The sequence below is a fragment of the Blautia sp. SF-50 genome (assembly GCF_900101315.1).
Taxonomy (GTDB): Bacteria; Bacillota; Clostridia; order Lachnospirales; family Lachnospiraceae; genus Blautia_A; species Blautia_A fusiformis.
Map to the genome: position 1 here is coordinate 1 of NZ_FMUW01000045.1, position 21,902 is coordinate 21,902.

9 protein-coding genes and 1 pseudogene are annotated in these 21,902 nt (G+C 43.0%); all 10 read right to left on the minus strand.

What is annotated here, in order from left to right:
• Positions 1 to 243: 243 nt before the first annotated feature.
• Entirely contained in the window at positions 244 to 6,939 is a 6,696-nt protein-coding gene (locus BLP57_RS16245; RefSeq protein ID WP_092073260.1) for a DEAD/DEAH box helicase family protein, read from the minus strand.
• A gap of 68 nt (positions 6,940 to 7,007) precedes the next feature.
• Positions 7,008 to 8,096, minus strand: coding sequence for a DUF5688 family protein (locus BLP57_RS16250; RefSeq protein ID WP_024720776.1), 1,089 nt, complete (start codon positions 8,094 to 8,096; stop codon positions 7,008 to 7,010).
• Positions 8,097 to 8,102: 6 nt separating this feature from the next.
• Positions 8,103 to 8,231, minus strand: a complete 129-nt coding sequence (locus BLP57_RS18485; RefSeq protein ID WP_255363793.1) for a hypothetical protein — start codon at positions 8,229 to 8,231, stop codon at positions 8,103 to 8,105.
• Positions 8,232 to 8,330: 99 nt separating this feature from the next.
• The gene (locus tag BLP57_RS16255) at positions 8,331 to 14,627 is read right to left on the minus strand and encodes a SpaA isopeptide-forming pilin-related protein (protein ID WP_092073263.1); all 6,297 of its coding nucleotides are present in this window, start codon (positions 14,625 to 14,627) and stop codon (positions 8,331 to 8,333) included.
• Positions 14,628 to 14,696: 69 nt separating this feature from the next.
• The gene (locus BLP57_RS16260; protein WP_092073266.1) at positions 14,697 to 16,769 is read right to left on the minus strand and encodes a DNA topoisomerase 3; all 2,073 of its coding nucleotides are present in this window, start codon (positions 16,767 to 16,769) and stop codon (positions 14,697 to 14,699) included.
• Positions 16,770 to 18,200 carry a CD1107 family mobile element protein gene (locus tag BLP57_RS16265; RefSeq protein WP_023922641.1) on the minus strand — a complete coding sequence of 477 codons (1,431 nt, stop codon included), beginning with the start codon at positions 18,198 to 18,200 and terminating at the stop codon, positions 16,770 to 16,772.
• Positions 18,154 to 18,456 carry a DUF4315 family protein gene (locus BLP57_RS16270; RefSeq protein WP_023922642.1) on the minus strand — a complete coding sequence of 101 codons (303 nt, stop codon included), beginning with the start codon at positions 18,454 to 18,456 and terminating at the stop codon, positions 18,154 to 18,156. The genes BLP57_RS16265 and BLP57_RS16270 overlap by 47 nt, the downstream gene beginning before the upstream one ends.
• Before the next feature lie 40 nt (positions 18,457 to 18,496).
• Positions 18,497 to 21,298 carry a CD1108 family mobile element protein gene (locus BLP57_RS16275; RefSeq protein WP_054335776.1) on the minus strand — a complete coding sequence of 934 codons (2,802 nt, stop codon included), beginning with the start codon at positions 21,296 to 21,298 and terminating at the stop codon, positions 18,497 to 18,499.
• Positions 21,299 to 21,316: 18 nt separating this feature from the next.
• Positions 21,317 to 21,427 carry a hypothetical protein gene (locus BLP57_RS16280; RefSeq protein WP_008688066.1) on the minus strand — a complete coding sequence of 37 codons (111 nt, stop codon included), beginning with the start codon at positions 21,425 to 21,427 and terminating at the stop codon, positions 21,317 to 21,319.
• A gap of 16 nt (positions 21,428 to 21,443) precedes the next feature.
• Positions 21,444 to 21,902 (minus strand): annotated as a pseudogene (locus tag BLP57_RS16285) (hypothetical protein); the annotation flags it as partial.

The following is a 21,902-nucleotide window of genomic DNA, read 5'->3' on the forward strand; positions in this document are numbered from 1 at the left end:
GCGAATAATAATTACCTTACGCCATAGTCCCGACATTGACCGTTTGGACTATCGTTCAACCAGTATGGGCTTTATCCTCATACCTAACTTTTCATCTCCCCATTCAGTCGCAGCTTGGTAATTAGCTGACTTATGGCTTTACCGACGTGCTATTTTCCCTGATATTTAGTTTCCCTCACAGGTAAATCGGTTGATGATAGGACTGTAAGATACTATCCTAATACCTTGCCAAAGGTATATTTATTATGATGCCTTTACGGGCGCACGTTCCAAATCAGATGGTTTCCAGCCAATATCCAGATGGTGCAACGCAATCAGACGATCCTGCACGTTGGTCCCGGCACCCATCTTTGCTGTTGAGCCAATCAAAAAACGAACCTGCCCGGATTTCACTTTTCCAAACAGCTCCGTCTTCTTTGCTTCTGTATTTGCATCATGAATAAAAGCAATCTCTTTTTCCGGTACACCTTTCGCTATCAGTTTCTGCTTCAAGTCATCATAAACATTGAAACTGCCATCACCTTTCGGTGTGCTCAAGTCACAGAAAATCAATTGTGCAGATTTCTGTGCTGCCGTGTCTTTCCAGATCTCATAACTTTTCTCTGCACAGACTGATATTTTGCTTTCTGGATTATCTGGCAATAATTCGTTCACCAAACGCTGATCCAATGCCAATTTTCTTCCATCATTGGTAATTTTCAGCATATTATCAACCGAAGCATCTACCCCTCCGTTTCTGACAACTTCTGCACGTTCCCCCAGACTTTCTACGATTTCTTTCTGCTGTTCCGTTGGTTTCAGCACCACTGTTTCATATTCCGCCTCTGGCACAGGAAGCTTTAACTGATCGGAAGTCTTGATATCTGCAATCTCCTTAAACATATTCATCAGTTCCGGAATATTATAAAATCTTGCAAATCTTGACTTTGCACGGTAGCCTGTTCCTTCTGGTGCAAGCTCAATGCTCGTGACTACCTCGCCAAAGGTGGAGGCCCAGGAATCAAACAGTCCAAGTCCCATATTTTGTAATTTGCTGTTCTGCAGATACCTCTGCATAACATATAATTCCGTCATGCTGTTGCTAATCGGTGTGCCCGTAGCAAAGGTAATGCCTTTTCCTCCGGTAATCTCATCCAGATACTGACATTTATTAAACATATCCGCCGACTTCTGTGCTTCATTCTGTGCAATCCCGGCTACATTTCTCATTTTTGTATAAAGAAATGCGTTTTTATAACTGTGTGCTTCATCTACATATAAATGATCCACTCCCAGTTCTTCAAACGTAACTACCTGATCTTTTTTCTCTTTCTGATTCAGTTTCTCCAGCCTTGTCTGCAATGTTTTTCTTGTCTTTTCAATCTGTTTGACGGTATAACGTCCACCATCCTGTTCATACCTTGCACTCTGGATTGCCATTTCCAGATCATCAATCTGCCTCTGAAGCATGGCTTCCTGTTTCTCATCAGAGATTGGAATACGCTCAAACTGGGAATGACCAATAATAACAGCATCGTAATTTCCCATAGCGATTCTGGCACAGAACTTCTTTCGGTTTGCCGGTTCAAAGTCTTTCTTGGTTGCTACCAAAATATTTGCTCCTGGATATAACTGCAGGAACTCCGCTCCCCACTGCTCTGTCAAATGGTTTGGCACAACAAAGAGATTCTTTTGTGATAATCCCAGACGTTTGCTCTCCATTGCCGCCGCTACCATTTCGTAAGTCTTCCCAGCTCCTACTACATGTGCCAGAAGCACATTATCACCGTATAACTGATGTGCGACTGCATTTTTCTGATGCGGACGAAGCTCTATTTCCGGATTCATTCCTGGAAAACTCAAGTGACTACCATCATATTCACGGGGACGGATACTATTGAAACGCTCATTGTACACGCTTACCAGCCTTTCTCTCCTCTGCTGATCCTTAAAAATCCAATCTTGGAATGCAGCCTTCAAGGCATCCTGCTTTTGTGATGCCAACATAGTTTCTTTTTTATTCAAAACTCGCACTTCATCCCCATTGTCATTTACGACTTTATCATAGATTCTAACATCTTTTAGATTCAAGGTATCTTCCAGAATCCGGTAGGCATTTGCTCTCTCCGTTCCATACGTTGCATAAGCAAACGCATTTCTTGGACTGTCGGCGTTCTTTCCTGTAATCCTCCACTCACCATTTACCTCAGAGAATTTTACCTGTATTTCCTTCTGTGCAAGATACCTCGGCGTATGAAGCAGTTCCACCATAAAATCCTGATAATCCGAAGGTTCAATCCAGGTGGCTCCAATACGCACTTCAATCTCCGACGCTTCCAGATCTCTTGGCTGAACTGCCTCCAATGCACGCACATTCGGTGTGAATTCCGGATGATTCTCTGCAAAAGTTCTCGCTGTATTTAATTTATCTCTGACGTTTCCAGACAGATATTCATCTCCGCTTTCCCACTGGTCTGTCAGTGGATTTTTGAAGATAACTCCAACCAGCTCTTCTGTGATTTTCTCTTCGGTCTTTCCGGTCAACTGTGCCATATATGGAAGATCTACTTTAGCCTTTTCATTTAGGGACAGAGCAAGTGCTTCTGTGGCTGTCTCCACACTTGTCACAGCGACCGCCTTTTTAATGGTTCGTTTGGTGAACATGTCCGCTTTCCGCTTCAATGTTCCATCTTCATTCAAGTCTTCCAAGGAACACAGCAGACAATAAGAAGAGTCATCAGAAAATGCACGTTTGTTAGCATTACTTCCAATAACTCCATACTTTGCTGTGTAGGTATCATACACCTGATTCAGTTTTTTCTGCTGTTTCTGGATTTCTTCGTCTGTGACAAATTCTTCCATCTGCATGGCGATCAGTTCACGAACGGTATCACGGATTGCAACCATGCCTTTTACACGTTCTGCAGTGGCTGCAGGCATTTTCACCTGATTCATCAAAGAATTGACACGGTAATATACCTGATCATCTACCACCGTATAGCTGTAATTTCGGACATTCGGATCTGCCGGAATACTCTCTGGCATCTCATCCAGTTCTGCCTCTATATCTACTGCCGCTACCATGCTTCCTCTGATGTGTTTTACAGCTTCTTGTAACTGTAATTCCAGATCAGCTCCTTCCATTGGAGCACAGGTTGTTTCCATACCATACGGACCGGACACTTCTTTCATCTCACCAAGAATCAATCCCGGATGCTGAACAAAATACTTGTTAATGGTAATCCCATTTGCATCACTCTCCAAATTCACCCAGTCTGGCATCTCTTTTGTGAAACTCTCACGCTTCTGGAAAAACAAAATATCAGCACTGACTTCTGTTCCTGCATTTGCCTTAAAAGCTGTGTTCGGCAGTCGGATAGCCCCCAGCAGATCTGCACGCTCTGCCAAATATTTCCGGACTTCCGGTGATTCCTTGTCCATAGTTCCCTTTGTTGTGATCAACGCAGCTACACCACCTGGACGTAACTGATCTATAGTCTTGGCAAGAAAGTAATCATGAATCATAAAATTGTAGCGGTCATATTGACGGTCATTGACCTTATATGCACCGAATGGCACATTTCCGATTGCCACGTCAAAGAAATCATTGGGATAATCCGTCTTCTCAAAGCCTTTGATCTGGATATTGGCATCTGGATAGAGAAGTTTAGCAATTCTGCCACTGATGCTGTCCAGTTCCACTCCATAGAGTTTGGACTGGTTTAGATTCTCTGGAAGCTTTCCAAAGAAGTTCCCGACTCCCATAGATGGCTCCAGGATATTTCCCTTTGTAAATCCCAGATTCTCCAACACCTGATACATACTTTCAATCACAATCGGCTGTGTATAATGAGCATTTAATGTGGAAGCTCTGGCTGCAGCATATTCTTCCGGTGTAAGGACGGTCTTTAATTCCAGATATTCTGTCTCCCATGCAGATTTTGTCTCATCAAATGCATCTGCAAGACCTCCCCAGCCGACGTACCTGGATAAGATTTCCTGTTCCTCTGGTGTCGCATTGCGGTTCTCATCCTCACATTTTTTTAACAGCTGAATAGCCATAATATTGGCTCGGAATTTCTCCTTCGGTGTTCCCTGTCCAAGTTCATCATCTGTGATATGGAAGTTCGTTGCTGGAATCAGTTCTGCTATTCCGTTAATCTCTTCCAATGATTCTTTTTCTTCCAATACCTCAACTTCTCCCGACAGTTCTTTTTCTTTTTTATCATAATCTGTCCACACACGTTTAGAAATAGCAGTAAAATAGGAAGACTCTTCCTCCATGATTTCTTCCTTGATTTCCCGTAATTTATCTAAGGTATCCGCATTTACTGTTTTGTTGTGATAATGATAATAAAGTACTTCTTGTCCAAGTTTTACATCCAGACGTTCCAATTCTTGTGTTGACATTCGCTCCCAAATATCATCTTTTTCCGTATGAATCGTGAAACCTTCTCCATCATCATGATATTCTAATGTGTATTGAAGTCGATTCTCTTCTCCCTTAACTTTGCAAGCAAAATCATAGATTTTTGTTCTGGTACCGGACATATATTCTGAATCAACTAGTCGCAGATCCGTTATATCTTCCGCTGTAAAAGTATCCTGTTCCAGCTGTTCTCCTAACATCTGCTGTGCTTCTTCCAGGTCTGCCAGTCTTTGTGCTTCCTGTCGTTCTTCGTACTTTTCCATTTCTTCCGGTGACAAATAATCATCTGTGCGGATTAACTGGCGAACACGTTCTGCAACCTTGTTCCACTTTAATAAAACTTCTACCTCTGGACTGCCAATTTTCCCTTTTGCAAGTTTTAATCCTTTTGCATCATGGGATGCGTCGGAAGCATCTGCTCCTGGTATTCCGGGTGAGGAACCACCTGTTCCATACTCATTTTTCAGGAACTCAGCTGCATCTTTCATATCATGATGTTCCATGAAATACTCATAGATTCGGTTACGTCCTCCTGCAGTAATGCCGCCTCTTCTTAACACTGCGTCAATTTCATCCTGTGTGATAAAGGATAGTGCCGGACGTTCGACCGTAAATTTCTGATCTACCCAGGAACGCTCCCTCTGAAGATCCTGAAAGCGTTGGAAATATTCCGGATTATGCTGAATCTCCCAGCGGTGATAATCTCCCGGATTCTCATCCATATATTTCTGCAGCCATTCAAAACGATAGACAATCGCATCTGCTTCCTCTTGATCTGTCCATGCTCCACTCACTACATCCTGCCAGTCTGAATATGATTGTTTCTTTTCCCAGTTTCTGCAAGTATCCCGAAAATGAAGTGCAAGAAGATTGGTCATTTCTTCCTGCTCCTGTTCAATGGCATTATTGGAAATCAAATTATCCACGTAATTTCCATCCTCATACATATCCCGAATTCTGTTCGCTGCTTCTTCCCACGTAACCATGCGGTCAAAGTTTCTTCTGGCAGAGTCCCCTCGCCGGATACGGATACCATCATTGTCATACCAGATACTGATTTTCTGACCATCTATGGTAAATCCTTTGCCACCAGTTCCATATTCATCTTTCAGAAAACTCCGCATTTCTTCATTATCCAGACCTTCAATCAGTCTTGCTGTAATATGAAACAGTGTATTTTTCTGTCCGCTTCCCGTGCGGAGAATATCATTTACCACTTCATCGGAAATAAGAAAAGCGGCTGGCTGTTCCAATGCAGCTGCCGCTTTCCTTATTTCTCCTAACTGTTCCTCTTCTGTTGGGAACAGACTTAACTGTAAATAATCTCCTGAATCACCAGCTCCTCTGCCTGTGCCTTGATCTGGTTCATGTGTCTGGTCCATGCCATCCCGTCTGCCATTTTGTCCGGTGCCGGATCTTTCTCCAGAAGTTCGTTCATCAGGTCGTCTACTCTCTGTCTTGCCTGGCTGTCGATCTCCATCAGATGACTGTCCAGACGGTTCTGCAGTGTCAGAATGTTGAACCTGGCTACCTTGTGATTTCTCAGATACTCTTTCCGCATCATTCCGTACTTGCCGATGGTTCCTCTCGTCTCTTCCAGGCTGATATCTGGAATCTGATACTCTCCGTTCTGGCTGTAACTGATCTCTCTCATAGTCTGTTTCCTCCTTTTTTTCTTCTCTATCTTCTGTGTTATCTGTATTACTTTCACGCATTAATGCGTTAAATTTATTATAGACTACTTCTTTTTCTTTTGCAACCGTTTTCAGGTCATTTTCCAGATTATTCAGCACATATCGTCCAATCTGCATCAGGACTGGTCTGCTGATCTCATTGACTGCACTTCCCAGATGTCCTAATACTATCAGCTGATTAAAGTCCGTAATATGCCGAAAATCCTCTGCATCCAGATATTCCTGTGCATCCAGTCCACACCGGTTTAGTAATACATACCAGACACTATTGGTCATCAGTTCCCGAAATTCGACTTCCTGATTCTGTTCGTCCAGTTCTTCCAGAAATGTCCCTGTTACGTCCAGTCTCAGTTCTTCCAATGCATCTGGAAGCCATTCTTGCATACTCTCCTTCGCTGCCTGATACAGACTTTCAGCAAGTCCTCCTTCTGTATCTTCCAGTGATAACTGCTCCTGCAGATAATCTGCCACCAGCTGTTCTCCTTCCACCGGAAGATTCCATAACTGAGGATCCTTTCCAAGATTCCGCACTTTATAAGTGTCCTGCACATCAAATACATACCGAAGTTTCGTTTTCGGTCCGGAAGTATTGTCAATCAAGGCAATCCCTTTGGATCCCTTTTTGATCCAGCGGTACATCTTCTGATTCCAGATTTCCATGGATGCTACGGCAGTTGCTTCCGGTCGCTGTGCATAAATTAAAAGCTGTTCTGGAAAAGTGTATTTGTACAGTCTGGATGCAGTGTTTAGGAACCGCATCCATTCCTGCGGACTGGCAGCTACATCTTTTGCCACCTCTTCCGTCAGCTGTTCCATTGCATATAATTTATTTGCCATGCGCTACTCCTTTTCATAAAATCAGGGACTGCTTAGCACAGTCCCCTTAAAATCATCGTTGTTACTCTTTATAATGCTGTGGCAAGCTCTTTTGACTTATTCTTTGGCACTTTGTCTCCCTCTTTTGCCTTGATTTCTGCCTTAGCTTTCTCCAGTCTTCCATGGATTCCACCTTTTACTTCCGCTTTTTCGGCTGCTTTTTCTTTCTCCAAACGAGCTTCCCTACGCTCAGCATTTTCCATAACTGCCGTTTTCCCATCACAAAACTGAACTTTATCGGAAAGCTGCTCCTGTCTCTCCACCTTTGTCTCATTGACTTCCTGTACCATCGCATTTAATTCCGGAACCTGAAAAATGCCGTTATCAGGAAGAATCAGCACTTCATGAATGGAAGATGGGATGACAAAGTAATCACTTCCCAGGCATTCCCCAATCTGTTTACGAATATCTTCCTGCAGTAACAGGGAAGCTCCATTCATCTTAGCTTTGTTTGTCAGACAGAACATTGGGTTTTCCATGGCTTCCATATCCATTTTTTCATTCAGCAGGTTTTCTGGTTCTTCACCAAAAATCATAGATTTGATAATCTCATTCATATCCATAAGTGTGACACCACGTTTTCGGTCTGCCACCATCGCATCCGCTTGAATCTGTTCGGCAGATACTCCCCACTCGTTCATCAGAGAAACAGTTACCGGAATACTGCTGATCCCTTCTCCATTTTCCTCCAGATTTACTGCATAATAAGCTGCAAAATCTCCGTGTTCTGTGACTACTTTATCTGCAAGAAGATCGGTATTCCATTCCTTATCACAAATTCTCATCTGTAATTTGTCTTTCATCTTTTCATAATCCAGGATATCTGGAACTCCCATATCAAAAAATTCTGCCTTGCCCTGTGCCTCAATACGCATATCAGCTACATCCCCAACACAAGAATCTACATCTTTTCCATGGATATATTCCTGATAAAGGGAATCCAGATAGACTGTCGGTACGATTCTCTGATCTCCATTCGGAATCGTAATACCTGTCAGCTTCAAACCATTGTTTTTTTCTACTTCCTGAAGTTTAATTTCTGCGTCCTTATAAGACTCTGGCAGATACTCCTTTACATTGTCTTTGACATATTCATAAAATTCTTTTCTGTTCATCATACGCTTTTACCCCTTTCTGATCATGTGATGGTTCATTCTTTTTCTGCTGACCATCTGCTCGGCTTTCTTCTGATAAGCCATCATTCTCTTTACTGTTTTATCCTGGTTTTTTCGTGCTTCCTGTCTTTTTTCCATTGTTTTCATCATAGTTTTCTGTTCCTTTCTGTGTTTTTTTGTATGAAAAAGGGAGCCTCACATAGAAGCTCCCAATCATAACCGTTGGTTTTAGTTTCCTTATTTGCTTTTCCTTTTCCTGCTGATATAAAGTCCTGCCATACCTCCTGTGGAGATTACCAGAAGCAGGATCGGCAGCCATATATTCGTGCTGTCACCTGTTTTCGGTGCATTTGATACCTTTGTCTCTTCATGCGACTGTGGTGTATCCGGTGTTTTCGGTGTTTCTGGAACTTCCGGTTTCTCATTTGTCAGATTAAAGGTAACTTCTACAACCGGTGTACTGTCATCTGCATAGGCAAATTTCACTTTATGCTTGGTCTGATCCAGTGTGTATCCGTCCAGTGTCTTTGTTTCCACCAGATAATACTTGATAGCGGTATCATACTTGCCGTTCTTAAATGTGGCAATCTCATACAGCTTACTTTCTGCATGACCGGCAGCATCTGTCTTTAAGGTTTCCAGAACTTTTCCTTTGCTGTCACGAAGTTCAAATTCTACCCCTTTCAGCGGTTCTCCTGATGATTTATCTGTCTTATTGAGAATCACTTTTCCCTTGGCAGTGTCATCTTTCATAGCTACTTTCTGGATTTCTCCAGTATCCTTTACTTCAAAACTAACATCCGATGTCAGAAGATATCCTTTCGGTGCCTGCTCTTCACGTAAGGTATATTTACCGATTGGAAGTTTTTCGATATAGTGTGCTTCCTCTGTGGAAGTCCAGCTCTCTACTACCTGATCATCCTTATCGAGAATCGTCAGTTTCGCACCTGGAATCTCAGTTTCTCCTGTGATATCCGTCTTACTGATCTGCACTTTTGTCACATCATCTTTCATCTCTACTTTCTGAATCTCGGCTGTATTTTCTACTGTAAAGGTAATACTTTCTGCAGTGACATATCCATCTGCCGGTTTTGTCTCTGTCATGGTGTATTCCTTACCAACAACCAGTTCTTTGATCACATGGGATTCTTCCGTAGAAGTCCATTCATCCACTGTATTGCCATCTGAATCCGTCACTTTCAGGTGTGCACCTGGAAGTTCTTTACCTGTTGTCAGGTCTGTTTTGGTCAGCTCCACTGTAGTTGGCTGATTCTCAAAAGTAAAGTCGTAGCTTACTTCTGCCTGGTCTTCTCCGGCATATTCAAAGGTAAATTCCTGTACTTCTTCTGTTGTAACAAATCCGTCCGGCGCAAAGATCTCTTTCACATAGTATTTTCCGTCTACCGGAAGATCTGCCGTAAAAGTAATCTGTCCTTTTTCATCCGTTACCCGCTGCTCGATCAGACTATCTTTCTCAAGGAGTACCTCGCCCTTTGCATTTTTGATATCTTCACTGGTATAAAGACCAAAGACACCACCTGCAAGAACACGTTCTGTATCTTTTTCTTTCTTCAGAACCGTAACCTTTACTTTCTGACGGGCATTCTGCCATTTCTCATCATAAGTGATGACTGGTGTGTCCTGATCACGGTAGGAAAGGTCAACATATCTCGGCTCTTTGTCCAGCACATAACCGTGAGCTGTTTTTACTTCCTTCACATAGTATTTTCCAACCGGGAGATCTCCCATCTGTGCAATACCATTGGAATCTGTGGTAATGGTTCCTACTTTTTCATCTGCTTTGAAATAATCTTCACTGACACCATCTGCCGCTTTGATATCTTCCGCAGCAAATACATCGAACGTCACATCTGTAAGGCTTCCGGTTACATACTCAAAAAGATGCTCCACGGTACCTTTTACATGATCCAAAAGTGTCACCTTATCCAGAAACTCTCCATTTTTGTTGATGATCAGAAGTCCTGTTGGAACTTCATCTTTCATCTCTACTTTCTGAATCTCGGCAGTATCTTCCAGTGTGAACTTCACATCCGTCGTTTTCAGATATCCATACGGTGCCATTTCCTCTCGAAGGGTGTATTCTTCACCCACAGTCAGTCGTTTGTTCACATGTGGCTGATCTTTTACAGAAGTCCACTGATCCACAACATTTCCTTCTTTATCAAGAACGGTGAGTTTTGCCCCATCCAGTTCCACACCTGTTGTTACATCAGATTTTGTGATTTCAACTGTTGTCGGCTGGTTCTTTTTCACTGTTTTCAGTTTTACTGTCTTCACATCCTGCCCCTGGTAAGAAACATCCAGATTCAGAACTTCATCAGAGGATACAAATCCCGCCGGTGCTTTTAACTCTTTCACATAATACTGTCCAAGCGGCAGATCCAGCGTACATGCTGCAAGACCATCGTTATCAGAAGTCATTTCCTGCAGAAGTGTATCTGCCTTTACAATGATCTCACCTTTCTCATTCTTCAGATCTTCTGTGTTATAGATGCCAAAGACAGCTCCTGCTACGGTTGCACCGTTTTCTGCATCCTGTTTTTCTACCTGGATTGCAACTTTCTGGCGGTCATCGCCAACCATCACTTCCTGTTCGATCACAGGTGTATCCTGATCCGCATAGACAAATGAGACATCCGATCTGTCATGGTTCAGGACGAATCCTTCCGGTGCAGTCTTTTCTACCACATAGTAAGAACCAAGCGGCAGGTTATCAGCAACTGCTTTTCCGTCTTCCCCGGTCGTTACCGTTGTTACTAGTGCATCTTTTGCATAGATCAGCTGTCTGTTCCCGTTTTCATCTTTCTGATAATCCGGTGTATAGATATTTTCAGCTGCATAGACATGAAATGATGCACCCTTCAGGTATCTTTCTTCATAAACAAAATCCTTTTTAAATCCGGTCAGCATCTCACCTTTTTTATAGATCGTCAGCTTTCCTTTTACCGGATGGTTCTCATAGTCTACCGTAATAATGGCATCTCCGCTCTCAGAATCCATCTGGTATGCTGTATTTGCATCCACCGCAATCTCTACATAGTTCTTATTGATTGTGTACCCTTCCGGTGCGTTGACTTCCTCAATCCGGTAATGTCCGATCTTCAGATTCTTCGGCATAATCAGATATCCCTGGCTGTCCGTAAAATAGGACTTATGAGTGGTTGTCACTGGGTAAGTTGTTACCTGCTCCACATACTTCTTGTTGTCCAGGTCATATACCTTAAATTCTGTTCCGGCAATCAATACAGATTTCTTTGTTTCATCGTCTTTTTTCACGATTTTCAGTTTTGCCTTAAACTCTTCATCCAGAAGCACTCGCCAGATCTGTGGCTCGTTTGGATGATGTTCTGTGATATTCACTTCAAAATCATCGACTGGCTTGTAATTGTGCGGTGTTGTAGTTTCACGCACGATATAGCTTCCAAATGGTAATGGAATACTGCAGGCATACCCTTTTTCATCTGTAAAAATCTCAGTTGCTCCGTTTTCTCCACTTACTACTGGTTTTGCAGAATCAAAATCATAGCTTCCGTCTGCTTTCTTTGTAAGGGAAGATTTCAGATAAACTGTAAATCCGGCTCCGGATAACAGATCTGCATCGGTCTTTCCATTGTTGGCTGCTTTGATGATCTGAAATGGCTGTTTGATGACCTGCTCACTGGAAGTGCACTCTCTTTTTACTTCTGCTGTCATATCTCCTTCATAACTGCACACAAGATCATGCTCTTCTGTATCTGCCAGGTATCCGGTCGGCGGTGTGATCTCTTTGACATAATATTTGCCAAGATATAAACCTTTTACAGAAGACTGTCCTTTGTCATCTGTTGTAAGAGATGCTACCTGTTCTCCTGCTTTATAAATAGTTCCGGTTTCTCCGTCCGGATGCACGATATCTTCACGGGCATACAGACCATAAACTGCACCTTTCAGTGTGGCATCTCCCTGTGGTACTGCTTTTCCTGTTTCTTTATCAACTTTGAATAAATTGATCTTTGCTGTCACACGGTCATTGCTGAAGGTATGGGCAAAAGATACGGTTGCTTCTTTATCATTGGTGTAAGAAAACTTGAACGTATACACATCTTCTGTATTTCTTACATAACCTTCCGGTGCCTGATCTTCCTTTACAGAATAGGAATATCCAATCGGAAGATCTACTGTGAATTTTGCAGTTCCATCTGCTCCAGTAGTTGCTTTCTCAATCAGTGTTCCTTTTTTCACAACAACGGTTCCGTCTGCATTTCTAATATTATCGGATGCATACAGTGCAAAAATACCGCCATTCAGTGGTTTCTTTGTATCTTTATCCTGTTTTACTACGGAAACGTCTGCTTTCTGTCTTTCGTTGTTAAAAGTCACATCTGCAAATACAACTTCTTTATTCTGTCCGGCATAAGTCAGAGTCACTGGCTTTTCTTCGCTGCCGTTATAGAAATTGTCCGGTGCTTTTGCTTCTTTCACCACATAGCTTCCAAGATGCAGGTTCTTCAGTGTAACAGAACCATTCTCTCCCGTAGTCAGATTATCTTTTACCAGGTCACCTTTGCTGTACACTTTTGTGCCATAAGCAGTTACGATATCTGCCCCGGCATACACGTTATACACTGCATTTTTCTGTCTGCGGTTTTCATACTGGAATACCGTTCCATTTTCACTGACATCTGCTCCGGTAAGAACCTGTCCTTCTTTGTAAATGGTAAGCTCTGCAAGCTGTTCTTTATTTTCTACAGTCACAGAGGAAGTCTTACTTGCTACCAGTTTTACATTTGTTGCCGTTGCATTTACTACATATCCCTGTGGTGCTGTGATCTCTTTCAGATAAACGGTATCCTGTGTCTTGATGATCGTAACAGAAGATTTTCCATTCTTATCTGTTGCCGGCATCTGAGTGATCAGCTTTGTACAAGCCTCATCGCTGTATACACCGAATACTGCACCTGCAAGATTGACATCAGCTGTATCGTCTTTCTTTACGATTTCGATCGTAGCCTGTTCAATCCAGGACACCTTTAAGCTTACATATTTTTCATCAGCGACACCTTCTCCAAACACAAATGCCAGATCCTGAACACTTGCATTCGTAGTCAGTTTATATGCTGAATAATCTTTTGTAATACTTCCCTTCATTTTTGCAGAAAAAGTAGCACTTACATCTCTTGTCTGTGTCAGAGGAGCTGAAAGATAAAACGTGGTTCCGCCTCCAATTGTTACGCTTGCACCTGCCGCACTTACATTTCCAGTAGATACATTATGGAGCTTTACACCCTTTGGTAAGTCCATTGTAATTTTCTGCTGGGAAGATGCATTGAACTTAATGTTCTCCGTTCTCTGAACATTTCCATCTACATAAGCTTTTACATTCGGTTTTGAAAATGACATTGCTACATCTGGTATTTCCGGCTTATTCACACAATAATTATAGAGTTCTTTTGCCAAAGCCTCGCCTGTAGCATTTGTTCCATAGAATGCATCACTGCTTCCATTGGCATACGATGCAGCCATGTGAATAATAATGAATCTTTTTCCTTCTGAGAAATCCGTGTGTTTATTCGCAAAAAAACTTTCGCTCCCTGCGGCATCTGTACCGTAATAACACACTTTTGCTAACGCCTGATTGTCCCCGATCTTTGTGATTGTATAATTTCCAGATCCTGGTCCTGGTTTTGCTGGCTGTACACAATACGCAGTTGCTCTGACGCTTCCGTAGCTGATATAGTACGGCTCTGTCAGATAGGTTCCAAGATTATAATCTGCATATCTATACAGAGGTCCTTTTTCAATCGTTACCTGCTGTGTAGTTCTTGCTGAATAAGCCGAAACTGCTTCAAATGTTGCAATCTCTCCCTCTTCCATAGAATCAAGATCCACACCTTCGTCTCCTGCCTGTTCCAAAACATCGTGAAGCTCTAACCCTGATTCTTCATCATAGGTATCCTGATTCTGTGCCTGCTCTACTAAATCATCAAATTCATCAGCATCAATATCGGTAATTTCCGAGTCTGCTTCGGAATCCTCCGCTTTCTCTGTCTGCTGTTCACTGCCAGCTGCTTCGGATTCGGTTACCGCTTCACTCCCTGCAGTTTCTGTCTGCACTTCTGTCTCTTTCTCACGCACAATCAGCTTTCGGCTGATCTGATACTTCGGATGCTCCTGATTTACCGGTTCCACATAATAGACCGCTTTGTAAGTGTCCGCATGATCTGTCGTAAAATCCTCATCCTTGTCGTTCTTTGCTTCCTCGAATGTGACTTTAACCTTGTCAGCATCCTTGATTTCCAGTCCTGTGTAGTCTGATTTCACATCAAATACACTGCCTGTTTCGATTTCATAATCTTTGGCAGTCACCACCTCATCTTCATCCAGAAGGTCTTTCACTTCCTCATAAAGTGGCGGTTTTTCCTCTGGCTGAATCTCCGCTGCATATGCAGTCATCGGAGACAACACGGTACTAAGCATTGTCATGCCTGCCAGCAAGCCAGATACTACTTTTCTAAAATTACCTTTTTTCTTCATGCTAAGGTCCTCTCTTTCATAATATTTGTATGAAAACAGACAGTCCTTAGACTGCCTGCCATACACTACTTATCGTTGTGGGAAAATCAGATTGAACTGCACATTCCCCTCGCCGGGATCAACCATTTCCACAGTTGCTTCATACTGTCTCCCTGTTTTTCTGGATACCAGATCTTTATAATGGATTTTTCCTTTAGACAGGAACTTCTTTGCTGCCGCCTTATCCATCTTTTTTCCCTGGCTTGCAAGGAATTTATCATTCTTCCACAAGGTAAAAGCACAGTTCCGATCAGAACAGTAAAAGTTTACTTTTCCTTCCCTGACATCAGCTCCACAGCGGGGACATTTGCCAATGACTTCTCCTTTTGCTTTTCCCTGAAACTGCTCTTTCTTTTCTTCTGAAATACCCTGATATCTGGCAACCAGTTCCTGCATCAGCTCTGTAATCCCATTTAGGAATTCATCTGCTGTCTCTGTATTCTGGGCAATGTGATTCAATGCCATTTCCCACTCTGCTGTCATCTTCGGAGATTTAATCTCATCCGGCAGAACCGTAATCAGCACATTGCCATCATCTGTCGGCACCAGATTTTTCTTTTCCCTTTTCACAAAACCAGACTGAATCAGTTTTTCAATGATTGCTGCCCTTGTTGCTGGAGTACCTAGTCCTTTCTTTTCTGTATCTTCGGTCAGTTCTTCATTCCCTGCACGTTCCATCGCAGAAAGCAGGGTATCTTCTGTGTACTGTTTCGGTGGCTGTGTAAAATGCTCCGATACAAAAGAATCACAGGGACCATAATGCTTGCCTGCCCAGATATCCAGCTCCGGCTCTTCTTTCTCACTCTTTACGCCAAAGAACTGTTTCAATTTATTTTCGATTGCCTTGAATCCTTCCTGCTTTGTTTTCTTTGCCGTGAGATAAAACGTATGATAATTACAGGTAATCTGGCTTTTATGACTCTCATAAATATAAGGATCTGCGGTTGCTGTCAGTACCCTGGCACTGATCAGGTACAAAATCTTGCAGTTTCGTTCTTTCAGTTTACCTATATCTGCCTTTGCTACTTCCATGGTCGGGATAATCGCATGGTGATCAGATACTTTCTTTGAATTTAATACCTTACTCACGTCCGGCTGATATTCCAGGCTTTCAGCATAAGGCATTTCCCCAAGTAACATCTGAATCAGAGTTTCTGTGCTTTCTCCCATCTCATCTGTCAGATACTGGCTGTCTGTTCTCGGATAAGTGACAAGCTTCTGCTCATACATCTCTTGCACGGCATCCAATGTCTGTTGAGCGGTATAGCCAAATATTCTGTTTGCTTCCCTCTGCAGGGTGGTCAGATCATAGAGTTTTGGAGGGCGGACTGTTTTCTCTTTCACATCATCCTTTTCCACTTCGCACATCCGCTCCATGCAGTCCGCAGCCACTTTATCTGCATCCTCTTTTTTCTGAAAATGCTCTGTAACTGCATCCATATCATCAAACTTGATATGAGCCATATAATATTTTTCTTTGGTAAATTCCTTGATCTTCTGATTTCGATCCACGATCATGGCAAGTGTTGGTGTCTGCACTCTTCCGACTTTCAGATTCTGGTTATACAGAACGGAAAAAAGACGGCTCGCATTGATTCCCACCAACCAGTCTGCCTTTGCCCTGCAAAGTGCTGACTGATAGAGACTGTCATAACACGAACCGTCTTTTAATGACGCAAATCCATCTTTAATTGCCTGTTCTTCCATAGATGAGATCCAGAGCCGCTTCATCGGCTTTTTGCATCCTGCCTGCTCATATACCAAACGAAAGATTAACTCACCTTCACGTCCTGCATCAGTAGCACAGATCACCTCATCTACTTTGGAATCTCTCATCAGTTTCTTTAAGATTCCGAACTGCTTCTTTGTGCCCTCCAAAATCTTGTGTTTCCAACATTCCGGCACAATCGGCAGATCCTCATATCTCCATTTTTTATATTTTTCATCGTATTCCGATGCATCGCATAATCCCACCAGATGTCCTACGCACCAGGAAACGATATAACCGTTTCCCTCCACGTAGCCATCTTTTCTTGTTCTGGCTCCAAGAACGGAAGCCAGTGCCATCGCAACCGATGGCTTTTCTGCAATCACTAATTTCATTTACTCCTGCTCCTCTTCTTCATCTTCCAGCACAGCATCATCAAAATCCTCGTCTCTCAGGATTTCTGGTTCTATACTTTCTTCCTGCTCATCTGCATCGTCTACTTCCCGCTTTTCAGATTCTGAATCTTCGGATTCATCTTCATCCTCTTCCATCTCATCCTCGTCATCATATTCATGCTTTGGTTTATAGACTTTGAAGTAATATCCTCCTGCCGCAGCTCCTACTGCAACCAGTGCAATCAGAAGATACGTTCCAAATGGACTTTTATCTTCTGGCATCTGGATTTCATCCTCTACCTTATCTTTCTCAGCTGTCTCAGTTGTTTCCGGCTTTTCTTCTTCAGCCTGTTTCTCTGGTTCTGCATAAACAGTATCTACTTCCGGAAGTGTCACGGAATCAGAAAGTGTGAAGTTCATCAGATCTTTCTCGCTGACTTCTGTAAGGAAATACACATTATCCTGAGATTTTGAATTGTCGATGATCAGATAAAAAATCTTACCACTCTTAGTTGAAATGGTATAAAACTCTTTTGTGCCTTCCGTAGCTGTTTTAGTAACAGAATCTGCTGTCTCGCCTTCTTTATTAAGCTGTTCCTCAATACCTGTCACTGTCCGATCATCCACAGTTCCTTTTGCATCTGTTGGCTCAGAAGCTTGTGCATCCTGCGGAAGCGGAGAAGTCGTTGTTTTTTCAGTTCCCGTTGCATCTGCACTGGTCGTAGTTGCCATTGCACCATTGCTGTCACTGGAGGTTTTCTGTTTCTCTGCCTGCTTCTTTGCCCATTCATAATAAGGATTCTGCAACACATACTTTTCAGAAGTATTTCCGGCACCGTCTGTTACCGTAATCTCAATCTGTTTTGTAGTAAAATCTTTCTGTGTCAGTTGCACTCTCAGCATTCCATCCTTCAGATCTGTATAAGTGGTGCCATTAACTGTTACTGCAGTAATCCCGGATACTGTATCATTCCCCTGAATCGTCAGCACACCATCTGTCAGGGAAGCAGAGAGTGTCGGCTTTTCCGTGTCATAACACTTAATAGAACGATTCTGCTCATACACCTTTCCATCACCATCTGTCACACGCACATACACTGTCTGATTTCCTGTGATCGTGATACTTCCGCTTCCAGTTACATCCTGCCAGCTTCCATCTTTTCCTGCTTTTGCTTCAATCTTTGCTATTGAGAAACCTTCCGGCATATGGCTGGCATCTACCGTAACAGCAATGGTTGTTTCTCCCTGTTTCCATCCATCCGGTTTCTCAATCGTGATTGCAGGCGTGGTATTCTCAGCTGCATAAGCAGTCTGTGTCTGGAGCAAAGGTGTTGTCAGGCAAAGAAATGTCGTTGCTGCAAGCAGACTCTTTTTTACCCTGCTTTTAGTATTTGTTCTCTTCTTCTGTTTCATTTTTTCCAGATTCATCATCGGCTTTTATTTCCTCCTTCTGTATTTCTACCCTGCCGGGCAACTCATTTTTCATTTTCTTTTTAAAAGCTTCCAATTCCGGAATACTCATATCCATTGCACGGATAATTCTTACAATTTCCAGATTTTCTGCTTCTGTTTTTGCAATCTCCGCAGCCTTGAACCGCTTTAAATCTGCTTCATATCTGGCTTTAGATGCTTCCATTTTTTCCTTGGCTTTCTCATAATCTGCCGTTGCTTTTTCAAGACTTTTCATCTCTTCTCCTTTCCGGGCGGCTGTTATACCGCCCTTTTCCTTACCATCGCCCGAATCCATAGAAATGGCTCTGCCAGTATGGAGAGTTGATGGACGTGTACTGAACCGGATGCCCACAATGGATCATCTGACCATTGCCCACATAGATTCCAATATGCGTTACTGGTTCTCCTGCATCGTAGGTTCCGGTAAAGAAGATCAGATCTCCTGGCTGTGCTTCTGACTGGGATACTGGCGTACAAATGTTGTACAGTCCCTGTGCAGTCAGCCTTCCCGTATTTCTTACCCCGGAATGAACCAGACAGTAGCTGACAAATCCGGAACAATCGAATCCACTTGGGGAATATCCGCCCCACACATACGGTGTTCCAAGATATTTTGCAGCCTCTTCCAGTAAACGTTGCGCTGCTTCACTGGTATATTCATTACCACCAAAGCCTGTCCCTTCTCCTGTTTCCAGATAAAAGATCGGGTTTAACCGCTCTCCATTTTTCAAAAGTTCAATGTGAAGATGGCTTCCTGTAGAATTTCCGGTATTTCCTACAAGACCGATCTCATCACCTTTCGTGACGGATGCACCTGCAGATACACTCCGGCTGCTTAAATGTGCATACCGCAGTTCATAGCCTTTACTGTCCTTGATTACAACATAATTGCCATAGCTGTCGTTATAAGCAGAAGTTGTAACCGTTCCGGTCAGCCCTGCCATTACTTTTGTCCCTTCCGGTGCTCCGATATCCATACCATTGTGTAACTGATTTGCTCCTGATATTGGATGAATCCGATATCCATAATAGCTGGTCACACTGGAATACCAGTTAAAATCAACCGGTGTTGCAAACATCTGCAGGTTGCCTTTGGTATCGTTGTAGGCACTGAACAGTTCTTTCTGGAAAAATCCCAACCTGTCCTGACAGATTGACATCAGGTTTCCACTGGTCAATGTTACATTCAGCGTGTCCACATCTCTGATTCTGGTCACTTCGACTTCATTGCTTCCGTTATCATCTGCAAGATAACATTCCCAGGTCTGATGTCCATGTGCAGATGCTGCCGCATGACTGTCATAATAGACATCAAATTGTACACCGTATCTTGCGAAAGCTCCGGTATCTTCTACGGTATATTCGACACCATTCATAACTACCTTTGTTCCCATTGGAACAAACGGATTGGAAGCATCTACCGCTAAGGTATGATTGGCAGTTGGATATGCTCCACTGGCAGTCGGTCCTCCGCTCCAAATACCACAACAGATTGGACAGTTACAATATCCACTGGTCACAACCTGTCCCAAAGATTCTCCAACTCTTACTGTTGCTGTCTCCGTTACAGTCTCATTGACTGCTTCAGTAGTTAAATGATATTGCTCTGCAAACAAGGCGTCCAGCTCCGGCTTGACCTGTTCAAAAGTAAATTCTTCATACTTTGCAGACAGATAACTAATCAGGATAAACGGATCATGCTCAATAGGTCCGATGTTATATCGGTATTCCTCATGTCCTGGTTCTTCAGATTCCATATTGTTGATCCGCTCCTGCAGATTAGCTTCCAGCTGTGTGTAATACAGTTCCGCTTCCCGGATTGCCTGATCCGATGACAGATAACTGGTTCCGGTGTAAGTGATCACATTTTGTAAAAACACTGCAGAGCATGACGTGACATTCGTTATGATCAGAAACATCAATCCGATCAGAACTGCTACACTGATATACACCTTCCGGTTTTCTTTAAAAAAGTTGGTGACTTTGCCGCCAATCTTCTTGATATAATCAATCGTACCTTTTGTAGCTGTTCCTACTGTCTGTTCACTTCGCTTCGCTTTGGCATAATCCCGTTTGATCTGTTGCTTCTGAATCTGTTTTTTCAGTTTCTTCTGTTCCTGACGGGCTGCCGCCTGTGTCTGTTTCTCTTCCTGTCTTTCAAGTCTGCTTCTTTTTCTGAATGCCCTCTGTTTCCTGCGTCTGGCACTTCTCTGTTCCAGCCGGTAAACACCTTCGCCGCTTTCTTCTAACTTATGGGCACCTTCTACCGCCGCATTATCGTCTTCATTTTTGCTGATCTCACGGTGCAATGCTGCGGAAGCTGCACTTCCTGCTTTCTTGACAACAGAAGTTTTTTCTGTTTTCACAGATTCCCCTTCGCCAAACTTCAAGCGGGATTTCTTCTTTCCAGGAGCTTCTCCATCATTTGCCTGATAGACCTGTGCCTTCTTGGAATGCTGCTTTGCTTCCTTCTTCTTTTTTGCTTCCTCATAAGAAAACTTTTTGGCTTTTTCCTTCTGTTTCTGATGTCGGAAATTGACTCCATCCGTATCCATCTGGTTCAATTTCTCCATATCTTTATCATTTTTCACAGAAGCACCAGTTTCCTCATAAGCAAACTTCAAACGCTGTTTTTGTTTTGGCTTTTTGCTACCACCGGTCTGATTTCTCCGGCTGTCTCCTCTGTTTTCTGATAGATCCGCACGTTTTTCTTTCAGTCTCCCTGACTGTCCGGCTTCGGATTTTTCTGCAAGTCTGGATTCTTTTCCGACTTCAGCACGGATTCTTTTTCTATTTTGCTGTTTTCTACTCTGTCCAAGATCCTCACTTTGCTTCTCTGCCCGTATCAGTTCCGGTGCATCTCTGGATTTTTGCACAGAGGGACGAATATTTTTCCCACTCCGTTCAGACTGGCGGTGAGACTTATCCACAAGGTTTTCTTCTTTTTCCCCCTGTTTTATTCCCATCTGTACATCACTGGCACGGTTACTGACACAAACAGAAGATTTATCTGTCAGGTTTTCTTCCACCAGACCATCCTTGGTCATCTTTTGGACTTTTTTATCCCTGACTTTCATTCTCTGTTCTGCCAATGCTTACTCCTCCTTTTTTGGATACCCTTTCCCTGCCTGTAATAAACAGAGAAAAGCGATGCCAAATACAGCACCGCCACTAAAAGTTAATACATATGAAATTGCTCGTAACATTGTTTTCTCCTTTGATTTAACCTGCTTCGGAAGTTTCCTCCAAGCGGGTTGTCATGATTTTATAGAGGGAATTCTTCGGGAATCTGTCTACGAATGGAATAATGACATTTCCATAGAACAGAAGTCCTTCCCCCTCATTACTGTTGGTTACATAGGACAGCTGGGTTGGTGAGATATTCAGCTGTTTTGCAAGAATCTGCCTGTCTCCGGGAGCCTGGTTGAGCATATAAATGAAGTCTGAGTTTTCAAAAATGTTCTCAATTTCCCTGGAAGACAGCAAATCCTTAATATTCTGGGTGATGCCAGTTGGAATACCACCCCATTTACGGAATCGCTTCCATATCTCCACACTATAAGCTGCGGTCTGCTCTTCCTTCAAAAGAAATCTCGATAGGTCAGACGCTTTCACGCCTTTCGCCCCGAGCCACACCGTGCAAGCAACTTTCATTGCACACGGCGTTCCATGGGATAAGTC

What these genes read in the sequence shown, in the direction of transcription:
- BLP57_RS16245 (WP_092073260.1), bottom strand. Translation starts at nt 6,939, where the DNA reads ATGGCAAATAAATTATATGCAATGGAACAGCTGACGGAAGAGGTGGCA.
- BLP57_RS16250 (WP_024720776.1), bottom strand. Translation starts at nt 8,096, where the DNA reads ATGATGAACAGAAAAGAATTTTATGAATATGTCAAAGACAATGTAAAG.
- BLP57_RS18485 (WP_255363793.1), bottom strand. Translation starts at nt 8,231, where the DNA reads ATGGAAAAAAGACAGGAAGCACGAAAAAACCAGGATAAAACAGTAAAG.
- BLP57_RS16255 (WP_092073263.1), bottom strand. Translation starts at nt 14,627, where the DNA reads ATGAAGAAAAAAGGTAATTTTAGAAAAGTAGTATCTGGCTTGCTGGCA.
- BLP57_RS16260 (WP_092073266.1), bottom strand. Translation starts at nt 16,769, where the DNA reads ATGAAATTAGTGATTGCAGAAAAGCCATCGGTTGCGATGGCACTGGCT.
- BLP57_RS16265 (WP_023922641.1), bottom strand. Translation starts at nt 18,200, where the DNA reads ATGATGAATCTGGAAAAAATGAAACAGAAGAAGAGAACAAATACTAAA.
- BLP57_RS16270 (WP_023922642.1), bottom strand. Translation starts at nt 18,456, where the DNA reads ATGAAAAGTCTTGAAAAAGCAACGGCAGATTATGAGAAAGCCAAGGAA.
- BLP57_RS16275 (WP_054335776.1), bottom strand. Translation starts at nt 21,298, where the DNA reads ATGAAAGTCAGGGATAAAAAAGTCCAAAAGATGACCAAGGATGGTCTG.
- BLP57_RS16280 (WP_008688066.1), bottom strand. Translation starts at nt 21,427, where the DNA reads ATGTTACGAGCAATTTCATATGTATTAACTTTTAGTGGCGGTGCTGTA.